At 63.4% G+C, this 18,715-nt stretch carries 18 protein-coding genes and 1 pseudogene; 11 read left to right on the forward strand and 8 right to left on the reverse strand.

Features of this window, described 5'->3' with window-relative positions; all coding sequences use genetic code 11:
• Window positions 1-141: 141 nt before the first annotated feature.
• From AC5ZFO_RS07275 to AC5ZFO_RS07300, 6 genes are all read left to right on the forward strand, one after another.
• Window positions 142-381, forward strand: a complete 240-nt coding sequence (locus AC5ZFO_RS07275) for a hypothetical protein (RefSeq protein WP_028146580.1) — start codon at window positions 142-144, stop codon at window positions 379-381.
• A 424-nt stretch (window positions 382-805) separates the two neighbouring features.
• On the forward strand, window positions 806-3,358 hold the full coding sequence (locus AC5ZFO_RS07280) for a TonB-dependent receptor (protein WP_496121857.1): 2,553 nt from the start codon (window positions 806-808) through the stop codon (window positions 3,356-3,358).
• 20 nt (window positions 3,359-3,378) lie between these two features.
• On the forward strand, window positions 3,379-4,068 hold the full coding sequence (locus AC5ZFO_RS07285) for a Fe2+-dependent dioxygenase (protein ID WP_282518123.1): 690 nt from the start codon (window positions 3,379-3,381) through the stop codon (window positions 4,066-4,068).
• Entirely contained in the window at window positions 4,065-4,973 is a 909-nt protein-coding gene (gene exbB / locus AC5ZFO_RS07290) for a tonB-system energizer ExbB (protein WP_282518122.1), read from the forward strand. The genes AC5ZFO_RS07285 and exbB overlap by 4 nt, the downstream gene beginning before the upstream one ends.
• Window positions 4,974-4,976: 3 nt before the next feature.
• The gene (exbD, locus tag AC5ZFO_RS07295) at window positions 4,977-5,432 is read left to right on the forward strand and encodes a TonB system transport protein ExbD (RefSeq protein ID WP_014495997.1); all 456 of its coding nucleotides are present in this window, start codon (window positions 4,977-4,979) and stop codon (window positions 5,430-5,432) included.
• A 9-nt stretch (window positions 5,433-5,441) separates the two neighbouring features.
• A complete protein-coding gene (locus AC5ZFO_RS07300; RefSeq protein ID WP_282518121.1) occupies window positions 5,442-6,257 on the forward strand; it encodes an energy transducer TonB family protein in 816 nt (271 codons plus the stop codon).
• Here the strand turns inward: AC5ZFO_RS07300 and AC5ZFO_RS07305 are convergent.
• The 3 genes from AC5ZFO_RS07305 to AC5ZFO_RS07315 all read right to left on the reverse strand — a co-directional run bounded on the left by AC5ZFO_RS07305 (window position 6,245) and on the right by AC5ZFO_RS07315 (window position 8,340).
• Window positions 6,245-6,664, reverse strand: coding sequence for a hypothetical protein (locus AC5ZFO_RS07305; RefSeq protein ID WP_282518939.1), 420 nt, complete (start codon window positions 6,662-6,664; stop codon window positions 6,245-6,247). The genes AC5ZFO_RS07300 and AC5ZFO_RS07305 overlap by 13 nt on opposite strands.
• Before the next feature lie 62 nt (window positions 6,665-6,726).
• Complete coding sequence (locus AC5ZFO_RS07310) at window positions 6,727-7,407, reverse strand: site-2 protease family protein (RefSeq protein ID WP_282518120.1); 681 nt, start codon at window positions 7,405-7,407, stop codon at window positions 6,727-6,729.
• A 66-nt stretch (window positions 7,408-7,473) separates the two neighbouring features.
• On the reverse strand, window positions 7,474-8,340 hold the full coding sequence (locus tag AC5ZFO_RS07315) for a LysR family transcriptional regulator (RefSeq protein ID WP_282518119.1): 867 nt from the start codon (window positions 8,338-8,340) through the stop codon (window positions 7,474-7,476).
• 57 nt (window positions 8,341-8,397) lie between these two features.
• Between AC5ZFO_RS07315 and AC5ZFO_RS07320 the strand changes: the two genes are divergently transcribed.
• Complete coding sequence (locus tag AC5ZFO_RS07320) at window positions 8,398-9,171, forward strand: DMT family transporter (protein WP_496121858.1); 774 nt, start codon at window positions 8,398-8,400, stop codon at window positions 9,169-9,171.
• Here AC5ZFO_RS07320 and AC5ZFO_RS07325 read toward each other — a convergent pair.
• From AC5ZFO_RS07325 to gntR, 5 genes and pseudogenes are all read right to left on the reverse strand, one after another.
• Window positions 9,169-9,318: pseudogene (locus AC5ZFO_RS07325) on the reverse strand (GFA family protein); the annotation flags it as partial. The gene AC5ZFO_RS07320 and the pseudogene AC5ZFO_RS07325 overlap by 3 nt on opposite strands.
• Before the next feature lie 7 nt (window positions 9,319-9,325).
• Complete coding sequence (locus AC5ZFO_RS07330) at window positions 9,326-10,072, reverse strand: SDR family NAD(P)-dependent oxidoreductase (RefSeq protein WP_014495989.1); 747 nt, start codon at window positions 10,070-10,072, stop codon at window positions 9,326-9,328.
• 120 nt (window positions 10,073-10,192) lie between these two features.
• The gene (locus tag AC5ZFO_RS07335) at window positions 10,193-10,924 is read right to left on the reverse strand and encodes an SDR family oxidoreductase (protein WP_135214354.1); all 732 of its coding nucleotides are present in this window, start codon (window positions 10,922-10,924) and stop codon (window positions 10,193-10,195) included.
• A gap of 128 nt (window positions 10,925-11,052) precedes the next feature.
• Window positions 11,053-12,882 (reverse strand): IlvD/Edd family dehydratase, encoded by a 1,830-nt coding sequence (locus AC5ZFO_RS07340; RefSeq protein WP_282518116.1) that lies wholly within the window; start codon window positions 12,880-12,882, stop codon window positions 11,053-11,055.
• 122 nt (window positions 12,883-13,004) lie between these two features.
• Entirely contained in the window at window positions 13,005-14,105 is a 1,101-nt protein-coding gene (gene gntR, locus AC5ZFO_RS07345) for an HTH-type transcriptional regulator GntR (protein ID WP_282518115.1), read from the reverse strand.
• 201 nt (window positions 14,106-14,306) lie between these two features.
• Here gntR and AC5ZFO_RS07350 point away from each other — a divergent pair, with 201 nt between their 5' ends.
• From AC5ZFO_RS07350 to AC5ZFO_RS07365, 4 genes are all read left to right on the forward strand, one after another.
• A complete protein-coding gene (locus AC5ZFO_RS07350) occupies window positions 14,307-15,368 on the forward strand; it encodes an ABC transporter ATP-binding protein (protein ID WP_282518114.1) in 1,062 nt (353 codons plus the stop codon).
• Window positions 15,369-15,440: 72 nt separating this feature from the next.
• Entirely contained in the window at window positions 15,441-16,754 is a 1,314-nt protein-coding gene (locus AC5ZFO_RS07355) for an ABC transporter substrate-binding protein (RefSeq protein WP_282518113.1), read from the forward strand.
• 67 nt (window positions 16,755-16,821) lie between these two features.
• Window positions 16,822-17,769, forward strand: coding sequence for a carbohydrate ABC transporter permease (locus tag AC5ZFO_RS07360; RefSeq protein WP_282518112.1), 948 nt, complete (start codon window positions 16,822-16,824; stop codon window positions 17,767-17,769).
• Between the two features lie 2 nt (window positions 17,770-17,771).
• Entirely contained in the window at window positions 17,772-18,647 is an 876-nt protein-coding gene (locus AC5ZFO_RS07365) for a carbohydrate ABC transporter permease (RefSeq protein WP_014495982.1), read from the forward strand.
• Window positions 18,648-18,715 lie beyond the last annotated feature (68 nt).

Here is an 18,715-nt window from a genome sequence, read left to right on the forward strand (position 1 = left end):
GCCGCAAGACAGCGCCGGCCGCCCTGCGAAGTGAGCCGGAATCAACACCCGTGAGAACGGTTCTAATTCGCGTGCAGGGCGTTTCGGTTGTCAGGAAAATCGGTATCGGTCATATCGGCCCCGCCACAACGGGAGCGCAGGATGGACGAACTGAACGGCAAGCTGATCGCGTGCCAGATTCTGATCACGGGACTGATCGCACGCGTCGCCAACGAGCAGCGCGATCCCTTGCGATTCCTCACCGACTTTCGCGACGAGATCAAAGCCGTCGTCAACGGCGTCAACATCGCCGGCATGGACAACTCCGATCGCGTGCGCGCCGTCGCGCAGAAAACCGTCGACGAATTGTTCTCGCTGATGAAGCCGCCGAGCAGCGATTGAGAGCGGCGCCGCCGCTCGCGCCTGCGCAGCTCTCGCATGCGCCCATGCTTCCAGATTGAAATCTGCACCGAGTCCGATCTGGATGAATTCAAATGTGCAGGCAGATCAATCGCATTGACCAGCTTTTCTCCGACCGATAGCACCGCCCCATCGTTCGCGTCTCTGCATCGACGAAGCGCATCAGCTCGAAGGTTGATGCGGCACGACGAGATTGCAGCGATCAATGTCCAGATTAGAATGGTTCAAGTTTAGAACCATTTAAAACTGCGGCGCACTCAACCGAGTTTAGAATTGCTTTGAAATGGTCGGATTCAAACGGAGTGTGGCCGAGATCGCGTTGACCCCCAATACCACGCTCGATAGCACCAATGCGTCGCGTTGCCGCAACGCGACCAATGGAAGCATAAGCACTGTGGGGCGTGTGATGGGCATGATGAAAACACCGCGATCGTCGCGTTCGGTTGCGGATCGGAAATCCTTCGGCAACAATTTCGACACCGCGACCGGCAAGACTGTATCCACGGTCGCCAGTCTGATCGCGGTCGCGACGGTCTCGACCGGCGCACAGGCGCAGCAGACCAATCTGCCCCCCGTGAACGTCGATGCGCCTCAGCAGCGTCCGCGTCCGACCGCTTCGAAGCCCACCGCCGATCAGATTCGTGCGCGCAACGCCCTGCGGCGCGCGGCGCAGCGGCAGCAGGCCTCACAAGCGCCTGTCGCCAATCCGAGCCCTGGTGCTGCCGATCGTGATCCGTACGCAAATCCCGCCGCGCCTTACATGGCCACTCGAGTGCAAGCGTCAGGTAAATTCCCTGAGCCAATCCTCAACACGCCAAAATCGATCACCGTGCTTACAAAGGATGTGCTCGAGGACAAGAACGCCACGACGCTGAAGCAGGCGATCCTGAGCACGGCAGGCGTGACGCTCGGAACGGGTGAGGGCGGCAATGCCTTCGGTGACCGCTTCTTCATTCGCGGCTTCGATGCCCGCAACGACGTCTTCATCGACGGCGTGCGCGACTCGGGCGTCAGCGTGCGCGAGAATTTCTTTACCGAACAGGTCGAGATTTTGCGTGGTCCGGGCTCGTCCTTCGCTGGTCGCGGTACGGCCGGCGGCGCGATCAACATCGTCACCAAGCAGGCGACGACCGAGAAGAGCTTCTACAACATGGACACCACGTTTGGCACCGACATGACCAAGCGCGTGGTGCTCGACGTCAACCAGGTGATCAACCCGACCTGGTCGGTGCGCGCGGGCGGACTGTTTCAGGACGCCAATGTCGCTGGGCGAGGCTATGTGACGGACAATCGCGACGGCGCATTCGTCGCGACGGTATGGAAGCCTCTGGATGCGGTCAAAATCACTGCCAACTACATCCATACCGAACTGACCGGACTCCCGGACTTCGGCGTGCCTTACTATCGGCCGAGCACGGCAACGACCGCCGGCGGCCCGTTCACCGATTTCGGGGTTAATCGTAAGAATTGGTACGGCTTCCTCAACCGAGACTTCTACCGGACCGGCCAGGACATTGGTTCGCTCAACGCCGAAGTTTACGTCACGCCAGATCTCTTGATCACCAACAGGTTCAGGGATTCTCACTCCACGCAGAACTACATTGGAACGCTGCCTGAAGCGCCGACACTCGCCGCAGGGGCTCCGTTTACGGCCTACACCCTCAGTGCGAATCCGCAGAGCCGCTACCAGGTCACGGACGTCATCGCCAATCAGACCGAGGCGACTTACAAGTTCAGTGATATCGCAGGCTTCAAACACACTGCGCTTGCCGGGTTCGAATACGACCACGAGACGTCGTCTATCAACAGCTATACCGGCCTTGCTTCGGAGGCGCTACCTGGCGGCTTTACCGGCAACTCGCTGACAGGCGTGAGCGTGTTCAGTCCGCAATACACAAACCTTCCCTTCGGGATTCCCGGAGGTTTGACGCAGAAGCCGACCAACATCGCGATCGATACCAAGAGCGTTTACGTGCTGGATACGGCCAACTACAACGACGTCCTGATCCTGAATGGTGGCGTTCGGTATGATGACTATAATGTCAAGGTGAACGGCTGGGGTTCGGTCAACGGGGGAACGCTGAACGCCTTTGGCCAGCAGCAGCAAGACTACGGGATGCCGAATTTCAATCTCGGCCTCACCCTCAAGCCGTTGCCGAACGGAAGCGTTTACGCGGCCTACGCAACCTCGTCGAACCCGGTTGGCGCGGAATTTGACGGAACCAGCGTTCAGTATGGTGGTCTTGCGCCCGTGCTCAACGGCGCCGCTCCTCAGATCTTCGGTCCTGAGAAGAACAAGGCGATCGAGCTTGGGACGAAGTGGGAGCTGTTCGACAGGCACCTGTTGCTGACGGCTGCGCTCTTCCAGACCGAAAAGGAAAATGCGCGAGAATCGCGCAATGTCACTGCTGCAACTGCGACTGCGGCATGTCCCTATACTGCTACGGCGGGGAACGTATCCTGTATCACGGCCGGCGCGGCCTATCGTATTCGCGGTATCGACCTCGGCGTCGGCGGCAAGATCACCGACAAATGGAGCATTTTCGGCGGTCTCGTTCTGATGCAGTCGGAAGTGACGAAGTCGCTGATTCCGCCGGCCAACACGACGCTCTACACCACCAACGTGGGCCTGCCCCTCTCCAACATCGCGCACCAATCCTTCAGCTTGCTCAGCAAATATCAGTTGACGGATGTGTGGGAGCTGGGCGGTCAGGCGGTCTACCGCTCGAAGATTTATGGCGGTACGTTCCTCGCGGCGAACCAGGGCACCTCGATCCCGAGCTACTGGCGGTTCGATGCCTTCGTCGAAGCCAAGCTCAACAAGAACTGGCAGTTGAAGCTGTTCGTGAACAACATCTTCGACAAACGCTACTATGACGCGCTGTACCAGAGCGCCGCGCCCTTCGTGCTGGAAGCACCGGGACGCGCCGCCTATCTGGTGATCTCGGCGCGCTACTGATGGAGTAACGACGAGGTGCCATGCTGACATGCATAGAAGGCGTCCTGAGCAAGGATGATGTGGCGGATTTCCGCCGCATCATGGACGCCAGCGAATGGGAAGACGGACGCTCCACCGCGGGCGCGCAGTCAGCAATGGTCAAGCGCAATGAGCAGTTGCCGCCTGACAGCGAGGTCGCGCGCAAGCTCGGCAACCGCATCATCTCGGCGTTGACGTCGAACCCGCGGTTCCTGGCAGCGGCGATCCCGCTCCATATCTTCCCGCCGCTGTTCAACCGCTATGCGGCGAACAGCGGCCATCATTTCGGGCTGCATGTCGACAACGCGATCCGCGGCGACCGCCTGACCGGCCTTCGCATCCGCACAGACCTGTCGGTCACGCTGTTCCTGGCCGAGCCGGAAGAGTATGACGGTGGCGAACTTGTGATCGAGGACACCTACGGTTCGCACGAAGTGAAGTTGCAAGCCGGGGACTGCGTGCTCTATCCCTCGACCAGCCTCCATCTCGTCACGCCGGTGACGAGGGGGACGCGGGTTGCGTCTTTCTTCTGGCTTCAGAGCATGATACGGGACGATCAAGCCCGGAGCATGATCTTTGACCTCGACACCGCGATACAGGCGCTGGTGGAACGGCTCGGGCGTGACGATCCCGAAACGGTCAAATTGACGGGTATCTATCACAACCTCATTCGCTACTGGGCCGAAGTATGAAGATCATGTCCTTCCAAGCAAGCCTTGCCGCCGCCTTGATGCTGGCGGCCGCCTGGCTCGTATCCCCTGTTTCTGCCCAGACACAGACACAGACCCAGCCGGCGGCACCGGCACAGGCGACGGCTCAGCCGGCCGCGGCCAGCCCGGCTCCAGCTGCCGCTCCGACGGCGGCGGCGCCCGCGGCGAAGCCCGACGCGGCCGCTATCGCGCCGGCCATGAAGGAGCTGTCCCCCTGGGTGATGTTCATGTCGGCGGACGTCATCGTGAAGGCGGTGATGATCGGGCTCGCCTTTGCATCGCTGATGACCTGGACCGTCCTGATCGCCAAGTCGATCGAGCTGTCGGTCGCATCCGGCAAGCTTCGTTCGGCACTGAAGAAGATCTCGGAGGCGCGGTCGCTGGCGGAAGCCCAGATGGCGCTCGGTGCCAAGCAGGGCATTCTGCCGTCCTTCCTGGCGGCAGCGCTGCGCGAGGCGCGGATGTCGGCCGGCCTGTCCAGCGATGCCGGCATCAAGGAGCGTGCGGCCTCGAGCTTCCAGGAGATTGTGCGCGCAGAAGCGCGGCGCATCCGCATCGGCATGGGCGTGCTCGCGACCATCGGCTCGACGTCGCCCTTCGTCGGCCTGTTCGGCACGGTCTGGGGCATCATGAACAGCTTCATCGGCATCTCGAAGTCGCAGACCACGAACCTCGCCGTGGTCGCGCCCGGCATCGCCGAGGCGCTGCTCGCGACCGCGATCGGCCTCGTCGCCGCCATTCCCGCCGTCATCATCTACAACCACTTCTCGCGCGTGACGAAAAGCTATCTCGAGCTCGTCAGCCGTGCCTCGGGCGCGGCGGCGCGGCTGCTCTCGCGCGATCTCGACCGCAGCCACGGCAGCGCGCATTCGCGCGCGGCGGAGTGAACCATGGGCGTTTCGCTCGCAGACAATGATGACGACGACGATTTCGGCGAGACGCATGACATCAACGTCACGCCGTTCATCGACGTCATCCTGGTACTGCTGATCATCTTCATGGTCGCAGCTCCGCTTTCCACGGTCGACCTGCCGATCGATCTGCCGACCTCGAGCGCGACCCCGCAGAAGAAGCCGGACAAGCCGACCTATCTCAGCATCAAGCCCGACCTGACGCTTGCGATCGGCGAAAACCCGGTCCACCGCGCCGAGTTGATCGGGACCCTCGACGGCCTGTCCGACATGAGCAAGGACAAGTATGTCTTCCTGCGCGCCGATCGCTCGGTGCCGTATGGCGAATTGATGAGCGTCATGGAGCTCTTGCGCTCAGGCGGCTATTCCCGGGTGAAGCTGGTCGCGCTGGAGGGCGCTCCCGGAGCGCCTGCGGCAGGCGCCGGTCAGCCTTAGAGGCGCACGATGTCGGACGAAGCCAGACCATCCCGGAAGCTCTGGATTTTGGCGGCGGTGGCGGCGCTCGCGCTCCATCTGGGCGGTGCCGCGCTTGCCCTGGCCCATCTGCGGACCGATGACGACGACGATGGCCTGGGCGCGTCCGGCGCGGAGTTCGCCGTCGAGATGGCCTCGCCCAAGGCGCCCGAGACCGACCTTCCGCCGGGACCGGACAGCGAAGCGATGCAGGAGCAGCAGGCGCTTCCCGAGCAAAAGGCCGAGACCAAGGAAACCGAGCTTCCGAAGGACCAGTCGCAACAGGTCGACGATCCCGATCGGGTCGTCACCGAAAACACCTCGAAGAAGCCGCAGGACGAGGATCCCAAGATCGCGGCGGTCGAGACACCCGCTGCCGAGGCTTCGCCGCAGTCGGTTGCAACGGCGCGGCAGACACTCGACGAGGACGCGCGCGAGGCCGAGAAGGCCCTGGCGCCGGTGCTTGGCCTCGGCAAGGACATCCTCAGGATTACGAGCGACTGGAATCGCAAGATCAGCGCGCACCTCACGGCCCACAAGGTCAACCCCGAGGGCAAGCAGCCCAATAATCAGAAGGTGAAGGTCAGCTTCGCGATCAACCGCAGGGGCAATGTGCTGTCCGTCGACGTCGTGGAGTCGTCAGGGGATGTGGCCTACGATGCGGCCGCGATCTCGATTGTCCGCAAGTCCGATCCCATCCCGCAGCCTCCGGCCGGACTGACCGAAGACCGGTTCGAGCGTACCGTCGACATCATCTTCACGCCGCCGGACGAGAAGAAAAAGAAGAAATCGGCTCAGCGCCAGTAGAGCCGGATCCCGACATAGACCACGACCAGGCAGGCGAAGATCAGCGCCACCGGGAGCGGCCGTTTCTGGGCTCCGCTAAACGCCGCCGTAAAGGAGGCCGTCTTCGTCGGTTTCGGAGGCGGGCGGCGGAAAGCGGTAACATTGTCCGCTGCCGGCTCGGGCGGACGGGTCCGGACGTCGGGCGGAGTTCCCGCGCCGCCCATCTCGGCATAGTAGGCCTTGTAGATCGCGCCGATGGTGGCCTCGGTGGCCTCGCCCTCGCTCATCTGCGCCAGCAGGTTCTTGTAGCTGGCCAGGAACTCTTGCGCCTCGGCAGGCAGCGCGGAGGCCCCGTTGAGCTTGGCCATCATCTTCCAGGTGGCAAAATCGGCGCGGGCGCGGGTGTCCGCGCGTCGCGCGATCAGCATATCGGCAGCTTTGACCAAGTCGGCCTCGAGCCCTTCGGCTTGTGTTCGGGTGTTCTGTTGAACTACGCGTTGCCGGTCAGGAAGAGAACAGCCTGAATCACATAACCGGTCAACGTTCGCAGTATTCCTGAAATAACATCAAGATTTAGACCGAGCTGCGAGCCCGCGAGCGGCAGCAGGATCAACAGGCCGATCAGGATCAGCATCCCGAACGGCTCGAGCCGGGCCAGCGGCATGGCGAGGGCCCGAGGCAACAGCCCGACCGCGACGCGCCCGCCGTCGAGCGGCGGGATCGGCATCATGTTGAACACCGCCAGCACCGCGTTGATCACCAGCGCATTCTTGAGGTTGTCGAAGATCCACTGGGCCGAGGCCGCCGGTGCAAGGGGCAGGGCATGCAGGGCGAGAGCCGCCGCGAGCGCCAGCAGGATGTTGGTGGCGGGCCCGGCAAGGGCCACCCAGACCATGTCGAGCCTGGGATGGTTGAGCTTGCGGAAATTGACGGGAACCGGCTTGGCATAGCCGAACAGGAACGGTGAGTGCGCGAACAGCAGCATCGCCGGCAGGATCAGGGTGCCGAACGGATCGATATGCTTGATAGGGTTGAAGCTGACGCGGCCGAGCTGCCAGGCCGTGTTGTCACCGAGACGGTACGCGACGAAAGCGTGCGCGGCCTCGTGGAAGGTGATGGCGAGCAGCAGCGGTAGCACCCATACGGAAAGCTCATAAAGGGAAATGTTCACGGCTCGTCTATCCCGGTTTGCCTGCGGCCTTGCAGCCGTCCCAGCCAACCGGCGGTGCAGCAGCGCTCAAGCTCTAGATAGGGTGGCCGGTTCCGAAAAACTACGTCGCAAATGATCCGCCAGCAGCGCCGCCGGACGCGACAGGTTGCGCGCGCGGTGCAGGCGGATATCCGCGGCCGGCAGCGGCGGCAGGCCGTTCGACAGGATGCGCAGGCGAGGGGGCAGGGTGCCGGCCTTCACGACGGTGATCGCAACGCCCTGCGCCGCGATCGCCTCCACCGCCGCAAGGGTGCGGCTGACAAAGGCGAGGCGCCAGGGCCGGCCTGCGGCATCCAGCGCCTCCGCGGCCCATTGCCGGAACAGGCAGCCCGGCGGGTAGAGCGCGACGGGCAGCGTGTCGTGCGCCTCGGCTGAGTACGATCCGCCCGCAGCCCAGACCGCCTGCTCGCACCGGAGCAACTCGCCATCGCCGCGTCCTTCCGGATGCATGGCGATGACGAGGTCATAGGCCTCGCCGACCCGCGCCGGCATCGTCGCGGTCAAGCCGGTCTCGATCTCGACCCGGATCTCCGGATGGTTTTGGGCAAAGCGCGCCAGCAAGGGCGGAATGACGATCGTGCCGTAATCGTCCATCACGCCGAGGCGGACCACGGCGTCGTGCTTGCGCGCGCGGAGCACATCGATCGCCTCTGCATTGAGGTCGAGAAGCCGTCTCGCATAAACGAGGAGTTCTTCGCCCGCCGCGGTCAGCGCGACGCCGGCCCTGGTGCGCTCAAACAACTTGGTGCCGATCCGCTCCTCCAGGCGCTTGATCTGGACGCTGATCGCCGACTGGGTCCGGTTGAGCAATTGGGCTGCGCGCGTGAACGAGCGATGCTCGGCGACGGCGAGAAATGCCTTCAGCAGATCGGGATCGAGAACAGGCGTGGTCATGACGAAAACTTATCCCAGCATGACGGAAACTCCATTCCCTGTTTCGGCGCGCCTCGTATGCTGCGTTCGAGGCTCGTCAAGGGAGGAAGTGTGGGCGAAATCTCCGGCGTTCTGGCCGCGGTGCTGTCGAGCGGCCTCGGCGGCACCTCGATCGGCGCCACGCGCTATCTCGTGGGCAGCCTCGATCCGCTGGCAATCGGCTCGTTCCGGTTCGGCATCGGCTTCCTGCTGCTGTTGCCTCTCACGCTGTTCCGCGGTGACCGCTGGCCGGGGCGAGGGGACTGGGCCGCCGCGACCGGGCTCGGCATCCTGTTCTTCGCGCTGTTTCCGATCCTGTTCAACGCGTCGCTGATCTTCACGACCGCCGCGCGCGGCGCGCTCGCCTTGTCGACGCTTCCGTTGCTGTCACTCGTGATCGGCGCCGCGCTCGGCGCCGAGGCCCTGAGCTGGCGTAAATCGATTGGTGTCGTGATAGCGACATTTGGCGTCGCCGTCGCGCTGCTCTCCGACCTGACCTCGGCACCATCGGGCGCCTGGCGCGGCGATCTCCTGATGATGGCGGCAGCGCTGTGCATGGCGCTCTACGGTATCTGGTCGAAGCCGCTGATCCGGCGCTCCGGCCCGATCGCCTTCACCACGATGAGCATGGCGGCTGGGGCGGCCTGCCTCGTCCTGCTCTCTTATATCCGCGGCAGTTTTGCGCCGGTCGCCGGCTTCGGCGCGCCGCAATGGCTGGCGGCTTTCTATCTCGGCGCCTTTGGTGCTGCGCTGACCTTCTATCTCTGGGCCTTCGCGCTGGAGCGGACCACGCCGACGCGCGTCGCGATCTAGCGCGCGCTGGTCGAATTGCGCGCGAGCAAAGTAGGGCGAGCCCATCGCCTTCTGGCACATGCGGCAATGGCAGATGCGGACGTTGAGCGGCTCACCTTCCGCCTTGAACCGCACCGCGCCGCACAGGCATCCACCTTCCCGGATCATGGCTGCCTCAGTAGGTCGCCCGTCCGCCGGAAATATCAAACACCGCGCCGGTGGAGAAGGCACAATCTTGGGATGCGAGCCAGCTCACCATCGCGGCGAGCTCTTCCACCAGCACGAAGCGCGCCTTGGGGATTTTCGACAGCATGAAGTCGATATGCTGCTGCGTCATCTGGTCGAAGATCGCGGTCTTCGCCGCGGCCGGCGTCACCGCATTCACGAGGATGTCATGTGCCGCCAATTCCTTGCCGAGCGATTTCGTCAGCGCGATCAGTCCGGCCTTGGAGGCCGAATAATGCGAGGCGTTGGGATTGCCTTCCTTGCCGGCGATCGAGGCGATGTTCACGATCCGCCCGTATTTCTGCTTGAGCATCGTCGGCACGATCGCCTTGCAGACGATGAAAGGGCCGTCGAGATTGATGCGCAGGACCTTGCGCCACTCCTCGAGATCGGTCTCCCAGACCGGCTTGTTGACGCCGGCGATGCCGGCATTGTTGACGAGGATGTCGATCTTGCCGAAGGCGGCAAGCGTCGCATCGCGCGCCTGCTCGACGGCGGCGGGGTCGGTGACGTCGACCTTGAAGACCTTTGTCTCGCCGCCGACTTCATTCGCGGTCTTCTCGGCGAGAGCCGAGTCGAAATCCCAGATCGCGACCTTGGCGCCGGAGTCGATGAAACGCCGGGTGATGGCACGGCCAAAGCCCTGCGCGCCGCCGGTGACGACGGCAATGCGGCCGTTGAGATCGATCTTGTTCATCGAGAACTCCCCTATCTATCCCTCATGGTGAGGAGCGCGCAGTTGCGCGCGTCTCGAACCATAAGCCCGTGGCCCATCCCTCGGGAGGGCGCTGTCGCGCCTCCTGGGGATGAGGAGCGATCAGAGCATGTAGCCGCCGTCGACGACAAGGTCGACGCCGGTGGTGAATGCGCTTTCGTCGCTGCCGAGATAGACCGCCATGGATGCGATTTCGTCGGCGGTGCCGAGCCGGCCCATCTTCTGGCGGGAGACGAACATCTCCTTGCCCTGCGGTCCCTGCGCGGCGGCGCGGTCGAGCATCGAGGGCGTCTCGACGGTGCCGGGACAGATGCTGTTGCAGCGGATGCCCTTGGTGATGAAGTCGAGCGCGACCGCGCGCGTCAGCAGCGACACCGCCGCCTTCGACGCGCTGTAGACGTAGCGGTTGGCCGGCGGCCGCAGCGCCGCGCAGGACGAGATGTTGACGATGCTGCCGCCGCCGCCAGCCAGCATCTCGGGCAGGAACGCCCTGATGGTCCGGTGCATCGACTTAACGTTGAGGTCGAACGAGAAGTCAAAATCCTCTTCCGAGCACTCCAGGATGGTGCCGTGATGCACGAAGCCCGCCGCGTTGAGCAGGATGTCGACCTTGCCGATGCGCTTGGCGAAGGCGTTGACGTCGGCGGTGTTGCGGACGTCGAGCTTTGCGACCTCGGCGATGCCTTCCTTGGTCAGGCCCGCGATGCCGGCCTCGTTGATATCGGTCGCGATGACGGTTGCGCCCTCACGCGCGAATGCGATGGCGCATGCGCGCCCGATGCCTGCTGCTGCAGCCGTGACGACGGCGCGCTTTCCCTTGAGGCGGTCTGCCATTTTCTTGTTCTCCTTCTTGAATTGTCTATCGGATCGTCATTGCGAGCGAAGCGAAGCAATCCAGAATCTCGCCGCGGAGACAGTCTGGATTGCTTCGTCGCTTCGCTCCTCGCAATGACGGTGTGCTGTTAGTGATTGTCCCGCGCCACACCAAATGTGCCGGCGACGTTCTGGTAGCGTGTGGCGAGCTCCATGCAGGCGCCGGTCGATTGCTGGCCGACGGTGTTGCGGTAGATCTCCTGCCACGGCGTCTGGTTCGCCGGATGCTTGAAGCCGCCATTGGCCATCAGCTCGGCGTGGCGCTTCTTCACCTCGTCGTCCGAAATGAGAATATTGGCGCTGCCCTTGTTGAGGTCGATGCGCACCTTGTCGCCGGTCTTGAGGATCGCGAGCCCGCCATTGGCGGCAGCTTCCGGCGAGGCATTCAGGATCGACGGCGAGCCCGAGGTGCCGGACTGGCGGCCGTCGCCGATGCAGGGCAGGGCGAGAATGCCGCGTTTGATCAGCGCCGTCGGCGGCTGCATGTTCACGACCTCGGCGCCACCGGGGTAGCCGATCGGGCCGGTGCCGCGGACGAACAGCATGCAATGCTCGTCGATGTCGAGTGAAGGATCGTCGATCCGCTCGTGATAATCCTCGGGTCCCTCGAACACGATGGCGCGGCCCTCGAATGCGCCAGGGTCCTTCGGGTTGCTGAGATAGCGGTCGCGGAACTCCTTGGAGATCACGCTGGTCTTCATGATCGCGGAATCGAACAGATTGCCCTTCAGCACCAGGAAGCCGGCGTCCTTCACCAGCGGCTTGTCGTAGGTCCGGATCACGTCATTGTCGGGCGCGGGCGCATTGGCGCAGTTCTCGCCGATGCCGCGGCCGTTCACCGTGACCGCGTCCTCATGGATGCGCTTGTGCTTCATCAGCTCGCGCACCACTGCCGGCACGCCGCCGGCGCGGTGGAATTCCTCGCCGAGGTAGAAGCCGGCCGGCTGCATGTTAACCAGCAGCGGCACGTCGTGGCCGAATTTCTGCCAGTCGTCGATCGACAGCTCGACGCCGATGTGGCGCGCCAGCGCGTTGATGTGGATCGGCGCGTTGGTCGAGCCGCCGATCGCCGAGTTGATCACGATGCAGTTCTCGAACGCCTTGCGGGTCAGGATGTCCGAAGGCTTGAGGTCTTCCCAGACCATCTCGACGGCGCGCTTGCCGGTCTCGTAGGCGATCTGGCCGCGCTCGCGATAGGGGGCGGGGATCGCCGCGCAGCCCGGCAGCGAGAAGCCGAGCGCTTCAGCAAGGCCGTTCATGGTCGAGGCGGTGCCCATGGTGTTGCAATGGCCGACCGACGGCGCCGAGGACGCCACGATCTCCATGAATTCCTCATAGTCGATCTCGCCGGCGGCGAGCCGTTCGCGCGACTTCCAGACGATGGTGCCGGAGCCGGTGCGCTCGCCGGCATGCCAGCCGTTCAGCATCGGGCCGCCCGACAGCACGATCGCGGGCAGGTTCACGGTCGCCGCCGCCATCATGCAGGCAGGCGTGGTCTTGTCGCAGCCGGTGGTCAGCACCACGCCGTCGAGCGGATAGCCGTAGAGGATCTCGACGAGGCCGAGATAGGCGAGGTTGCGGTCGAGCGCCGCAGTCGGGCGCTTGCCGGTCTCCTGGATCGGATGGGTCGGGAATTCCATCGCGATGCCGCCGGCCTCGCGGATGCCTTCGCGGACGCGGTGCGCCAGCTCGATATGATGGCGGTTGCAGGGGGACAGGTCGTTGCCGGTCTGGGCGATGCCGATGATCGGCTTGCCGGACTGAAGCTCGGCCCGGGTGAGGCCGTAATTCAGGTAGCGCTCCATATAGAGCGCGGTCATGCCCGGATTATGCGGATTGTTGAACCATTCCTGCGAGCGGAGGTGGCGGCGAGCGCCGTTGCTGGCGGGCGCATGCCCATTGGTTGGCTTTTTTGTCATTGGTTTCTCCTGCAATGCAAACGCACTGGCGTCGGGGGCTCAGCTTCGGCTGGTGCGATGCCCAACGGCGCGATCCATGGTTCAAAGGCCCGTTGGCGGGTCATTCCCTCACAAGTGCGATACTAGTCTTGGCCACTTGGTAACGCTATCATTTTGTTCGCGGCGCCCGCGCCCGATGCGGCAGGCCTGTCGTCCGACCGCCGCGACGACGAGCTTTGCCGCTCGATCACCTTGAAGCCGAGATCGAGCACCGGCTGCTCGGGGCGCCGTCCGTCGATCGCTTCGATCAGCATGGTGGCGGCCGTGTTGCCCATCTCGTAGCGGTTGGTGCGCACGCTGGTGAGGGTAGGCACGGCGGAGGCCATGAATTCGAGGTCGTTGAATCCGACGATCGCGATCTGCTCGGGGACTGCGATCTCCCGGCGCCGGCATTCGAACAGCACGCCGAGCGCGAGGTCGTCATTGGCGCAGAATACCGCGTCGATATCGGGCTCGCGCGCCAGCAGATCGGTGAACAGGGTGCCGCCGAGCGTCACCGAGGTCGGTGTCGCCGTGGTGACGACGAGGCGCTGCTCGAACAGCGCGGCGTCCTTCATGGCCGAGACATATCCGTCCAGCCGCCGCTGCACCCGCGGATCCATGCGCGCGCCGACGAAACCGATCTTGCGATGGCCCTGCGCGAACAGGTGGGCAATCGCCGCGCGGGCCGCATCATAGTGCGAAAAGCCGATCATCATGTCGACCGGATTGGGCCCGATCTCCATGATCTGCACGATCGGGCAGTCGGCGGCTTCCAGCATCGCGCGCGATTCCGCGGTCTGGTCGATGCCGGTGACGATCAATCCGGCCGGCTTCTGCGCGAGAAACAGGCGCAGCAGCTTCTCCTCCTGGAGGATGCTGTAGCGTGTGTTCGACAACTGGATCGAGTACCGGCTGCCTTCGGAGGCGTCATAGATGCCGCGCAGCACGTCGGAAAACACGTTGTTGGTCAGTGACGGGATCAAGACGCCGATCACTTCGGTGCGCTGCGAGGCCAGCGCCCGCGCCGCCAGGTTCGGCACATAGCCGAGCTCGTTGGCCGCGCTCTCGACCCGCGTCCGCTTGGCGACCGACAGGGCCTCCGGATTGCGGAAGAACCGGGACGCCGTGATCGGGCTGACGCCGGCAAGCTCGGCAACTTCCGCCAGCCGGATTTTACCTGACTTGGTGCGTTTTCGACCCATTTGCTGCTCTTATCACAGTCGGTCCGGCAAACAAAGGAACGTTGACAGCGCTACCAGCAACGACTAACCAAAGACAAATTGCCAAAACCGCACAAACTGCCGACAATGTCGCTCGCTAAGATCGGGCTTCGTTCGGCGAAGTCTGAAAAACAAGACGGTCGCGGCGCGTGAGCCGTCGTGGACTTTCGAGGAGGGAGCTAGATGTCGTCTGTGCAAATCCGCGACGTGCGGAAATCGTTCGGCAATTTTGAAGTCCTGCACGGCGTTTCGATTCCGATCGAGGACGGCCAGTTCGTCGTCCTGGTTGGCCCCTCCGGCTGCGGCAAGTCGACGCTTCTGCGCATGCTTGCAGGCCTCGAGAACATCACCTCCGGCACGATCTCGATCGGCGACCGCGTCGTCAACAATATCCAGCCCAAGGAGCGGGATATTGCGATGGTGTTCCAGAACTACGCGCTCTATCCGCACATGACTGTCGGCGAGAACATGGGCTTCTCGCTGAAGCTGCGGAACGCGGGCTCCGACGAGATCAACAAGCGCGTCAAGCGCGCCGCCGAAATTCTCGCACTGTCGCCGCTGCTCGAGCGCTATCCGCGCCAGCTCTCCGGCGGCCAGCGCCAGCGCGTCGCGATGGGCCGCGCCATCGTGCGCGATCCGCAGGTGTTCCTGTTCGACGAGCCCTTGTCGAACCTCGACGCCAAGCTGCGCGTCGCCATGCGCACCGAGATCAAGGAGCTGCACCAGCGGCTGAAGACGACGACCGTCTACGTCACCCACGATCAGATCGAGGCCATGACCATGGCCGACAAGATCGTCGTCATGCATGACGGCATCGTCGAGCAGATGGGGACCCCGCTCGAGCTCTACGACAAGCCCGACAACCAGTTCGTCGCCGGCTTCATCGGCTCGCCGGCCATGAACTTCCTGAAAGGCCATGTGCGCGTCAACGGCGTTGCGACCTTCGAGGGGCCGAACGGCGTCAAGCTGCCGCTCAAGAGCGCGCCGGCGGCGTCCGACGGTCGCCCTGTCGTCTATGGCGTGCGACCCGAGCATTTCACCATCGCGGACGACGGCGCCGATGCCGAGATCATCGTGGTCGAGCCGACCGGCTCGGAGACGCAGGTGTTCGCGAAGGTGGGTGGCGAGCAGGTCGTCGCGGTCTTCCGCGAGCGTCACCAGTTCAATCCGGGCGACAAGGTCAAGCTGAAGCCTGACCCGTCCCTGGTTCATCTGTTCGACGAGGCGACGGGCAAACGCATGTAGCCGCGCCGAAAGGATTGCCCAACGACTGTTCAAGAACGACCCAATACAAATATAAAATTCAGGGAGAGAACGATGAGCAATTTCGACAGGCGAAGTGTGCTTAAGGCCGGCCTGGGCGGCGCAGCGTTGCTGGCCGGCCCGGGCATCGTGCCGGTCCGCGCCGCGGAGTGGACCAACACGCCCGAGCCGAACGCGTCCATCCGCGTCTTGCGCTGGAAGCAGTTCATCCAGGCCGAGTTCGACAAGTTCGCCGAGCAGACCAAGAAGTTCTCCGAGAAGACCGGCGTCAAGATCAAGCTCGAGGCCGAGAGCTGGGAAGACATCCGCCCGAAGGCCGCGGTGGCCGCCAATGTCGGCGCCGGCCCCGACCTCATCATCGGCACGCTCGACGATCCCCACAAATTCCCGGAAAAGCTGATCGATATGACTGATGTCGCCGACTATCTCGGCGCGCAGTATGGCGGCTGGTATCCGGTTGCCGAACGTTACGGCAAGAAGGGCAACGGCTGGATCGCCATTCCGCAGGGCGCGACCGGCGGCTGCCTGAACTACCGCATCAGCCACGTGAAGGCTGCGGGCTTCGAGGAATTCCCCAAGGACACCGCCGGCTTCCTCAAGCTCTGCCAGGCGTTGAAGAAGAACAACACGCCCGCCGGCTTCGCGCTCGGCCATGCCACGGGCGATGCCAATGGTTGGTGCCAGTGGGCGCTCTGGGCGTTCGGCGGCAAGGTCGTCAACGACAAGAACGAGGTCGTGATCGACTCCCCGGAGACGATCGCCGCGCTCGAATACGTCAAGCAGCTCTACGAGACCTTCATTCCGGGCGTGCTGTCGTGGAATGACTCGAACAACAACAAGGCGTTCCTGAACGGTGAACTCAGCCTGACGCTGAACGGCATCTCGATCTGGACCGTCGGCAAGAACTCCACCGATCCGAAGCAGCAGGAGATCGCCAAGGACATGAACCACGCGCCGATGCCGATCGGCCCCGTGGGCGTATCGACCGAGCAGCAGAACGTGCTGGTCTACTACGGCTACAAGCACTCGAAGTATCCCAAGGCGGTCAAGGAATTCATCAAGTTCATGATGGACAAGGAGAATTACGACGCCTGGGAGGTCGCTTCCAACGGCTACGTGTCGCCGCCGCTGCCGGCCTACAACGACAACCCGGTGTGGACGTCGGATCCGAAGATCACCCCGTATCGCGACTGCCTGAAGCGCTGCCGCGACAACGGCTTTGCCGGCGATCTCGGCTATGCCTCCGCCGCGGTGATGGGCGACTTCGTCGTCGTCGACATGTTCGCGGAAGCAGCCTCCGGCTCGGCGACGCCGAAGCAGGCTGCGGCGCGCGCCGCCGAGCGCGCCAAGCGCTACTACCAGGTCTGATCAACGCCAATCTGCGCGGCGTCCGGTTCGCCGGACGCCGTGACTCTTCCTCCGAGGGGAATCCGACATGGCAGTCATGGCCGAGTCCGCTGTCGCGCAGGTCAAGCGCAGCAGCCTGTGGACCAGAGCATTCGAGAGCCGGAATTGGCTCGGCGCGATGTTCATGGTGCCGGCGATCGCGATCCTCATCCTGTTTCTGGCTTATCCGCTGGCGCTGGGCTTCTGGCTCGGCATGACCGACACCAAGATCGGCGGGGCCGGGCGCTATATCGGCTTTGCGAACTTCGTCTCGCTCTCCAAGGATTCGGTGTTCTGGCTCTCGGTCTTCAACACCATCTTCTATACGTTCACCGCGAGCATCGTGAAATTCGCCATCGGCCTTTACCTCGCGCTGCTGCTCAACGAGCGGCTGCCGTTCAAGTCGATGATCCGCGCCATCGTGCTGCTGCCCTTCGTGGTGCCGACGGTGCTGTCCGCGATCGCGTTCTGGTGGATCTATGACAGCCAGTTCTCGATCATCTCCTGGGTGCTGATCAAGGCCGGCCTGATCACGCGCTACATCGATTTCCTCGGCGATCCCTGGAATGCGCGCTTGTCGGTCGTCGCCGCCAATATCTGGCGTGGCGTGCCCTTTGTGGCGATCACGCTGCTGGCGGGATTGCAGACGATTTCGCCCTCGCTCTACGAGGCGGCCAATCTCGATGGCGCCACCAACATGCAGCGCTTCCGCCACATCACGCTGCCGATGCTGTCGCCGATCATCGCGGTCGTGATGACATTCTCGGTGCTGATGACGTTCACCGACTTCCAGCTGATCTACACCATCACGCGGGGCGGGCCGATCAATGCCACGCATCTGATGGCGACGCTGTCGTTCCAGCGCGCCATCACCGGCGGCAATCTCGGGGAGGGCGCGGCGATCTCGAACGCGATGATCCCGTTCCTGGTCGCGGCGATCCTGCTCAGCTTCTTCGGGCTTCAGCGCTCCCGCTGGCAGCAGGGCGGGAGGGACTGACCATGAGCACCGCAGACGACCAAAGCGTCGGAATGGATTATCTCGAGAGCTTCCCGCGGAAGTTCTTGCGGGTCTACTTTCCGCTCGGCCTGATCATCTTCTTCCTGCTGTTCCCGTTCTATTGGATGGCGGTCGCGACGTTCAAGCCGGACGCGGAGATGTACGATTACGAGAAGTACAATCCGTTCTGGATCGTGAATCCGACCATCGAGCACATCAAGAAGCTGTTGGTCGAAACCGACTATCCGCTCTGGATGTGGAACACCGTGATCGTCTCGGTGTCCTCCACCTTCATCTCGCTGTTCGCCAGCGTCTGCGCCGCCTACGCGATCGAACGCCTCCGCTACAAGGGCTCGCGCTATGTCGGCCTTGCGATCTTCCTCGGCTATCTCGTGCCGCCCTCGATCCTGTTCATTCCGCTGGCGGCGATCGTGTTCCAGCTCGGCCTGTTCGACGGCAATCTGGCGCTGATCCTGACCTATCCGACCTTCCTGATCCCGTTCTGCACGTGGCTCCTGATGGGCTATTTCCGCACCATTCCCTACGAGCTGGAGGAATGCGCCCTGATCGACGGGGCGACGCGGCTCCAGATCCTGGTCAAGATCACACTGCCGCTGTCGCTCCCGGGGGTGATCTCGGCCGGCATCTTCGCCTTCACGTTGTCCTGGAATGAGTTCATCTACGCGCTGACCTTCATCTCCTCGTCGGAGAACAAGACGATTCCCGTCGGCGCCATCACCGAGCTCGTCAGCGGCGACGTCTACCATTGGGGCGCGCTGATGGCGGCGGCCCTGATCGGCTCGGTCCCCGTAGTTATCCTTTATTCCTTCTTCGTGGAGTACTATGTGTCGGCGATGACCGGCGCCGTGAAGGAATGATCGCGGGGCCTGCCTGAGAGCGCGCCAAGACTTTTCAGGAGCGGTGCGCTCCGGCCAATAAAAAGGAG

The sequence above is a fragment of the Bradyrhizobium sp. Unk1 genome (assembly GCF_059512345.1).

Excerpts from the sequence above, each read along its gene's own strand:
- AC5ZFO_RS07275 (WP_028146580.1), top strand. The coding sequence starts at position 142 with ATGGACGAACTGAACGGCAAGCTGATCGCGTGCCAGATTCTGATCACG.
- AC5ZFO_RS07280 (WP_496121857.1), top strand. The coding sequence starts at position 806 with ATGGGCATGATGAAAACACCGCGATCGTCGCGTTCGGTTGCGGATCGG.
- AC5ZFO_RS07285 (WP_282518123.1), top strand. The coding sequence starts at position 3,379 with ATGCTGACATGCATAGAAGGCGTCCTGAGCAAGGATGATGTGGCGGAT.
- exbB (WP_282518122.1), top strand. The coding sequence starts at position 4,065 with ATGAAGATCATGTCCTTCCAAGCAAGCCTTGCCGCCGCCTTGATGCTG.
- exbD (WP_014495997.1), top strand. The coding sequence starts at position 4,977 with ATGGGCGTTTCGCTCGCAGACAATGATGACGACGACGATTTCGGCGAG.
- AC5ZFO_RS07300 (WP_282518121.1), top strand. The coding sequence starts at position 5,442 with ATGTCGGACGAAGCCAGACCATCCCGGAAGCTCTGGATTTTGGCGGCG.
- AC5ZFO_RS07305 (WP_282518939.1), bottom strand. The coding sequence starts at position 6,664 with ATGCTGATCGCGCGACGCGCGGACACCCGCGCCCGCGCCGATTTTGCC.
- AC5ZFO_RS07315 (WP_282518119.1), bottom strand. The coding sequence starts at position 8,340 with ATGACCACGCCTGTTCTCGATCCCGATCTGCTGAAGGCATTTCTCGCC.
- AC5ZFO_RS07320 (WP_496121858.1), top strand. The coding sequence starts at position 8,398 with ATGCTGCGTTCGAGGCTCGTCAAGGGAGGAAGTGTGGGCGAAATCTCC.
- AC5ZFO_RS07330 (WP_014495989.1), bottom strand. The coding sequence starts at position 10,072 with ATGAACAAGATCGATCTCAACGGCCGCATTGCCGTCGTCACCGGCGGC.
- AC5ZFO_RS07335 (WP_135214354.1), bottom strand. The coding sequence starts at position 10,924 with ATGGCAGACCGCCTCAAGGGAAAGCGCGCCGTCGTCACGGCTGCAGCA.
- AC5ZFO_RS07340 (WP_282518116.1), bottom strand. The coding sequence starts at position 12,882 with ATGACAAAAAAGCCAACCAATGGGCATGCGCCCGCCAGCAACGGCGCT.
- gntR (WP_282518115.1), bottom strand. The coding sequence starts at position 14,105 with ATGGGTCGAAAACGCACCAAGTCAGGTAAAATCCGGCTGGCGGAAGTT.
- AC5ZFO_RS07350 (WP_282518114.1), top strand. The coding sequence starts at position 14,307 with ATGTCGTCTGTGCAAATCCGCGACGTGCGGAAATCGTTCGGCAATTTT.
- AC5ZFO_RS07355 (WP_282518113.1), top strand. The coding sequence starts at position 15,441 with ATGAGCAATTTCGACAGGCGAAGTGTGCTTAAGGCCGGCCTGGGCGGC.
- AC5ZFO_RS07360 (WP_282518112.1), top strand. The coding sequence starts at position 16,822 with ATGGCAGTCATGGCCGAGTCCGCTGTCGCGCAGGTCAAGCGCAGCAGC.
- AC5ZFO_RS07365 (WP_014495982.1), top strand. The coding sequence starts at position 17,772 with ATGAGCACCGCAGACGACCAAAGCGTCGGAATGGATTATCTCGAGAGC.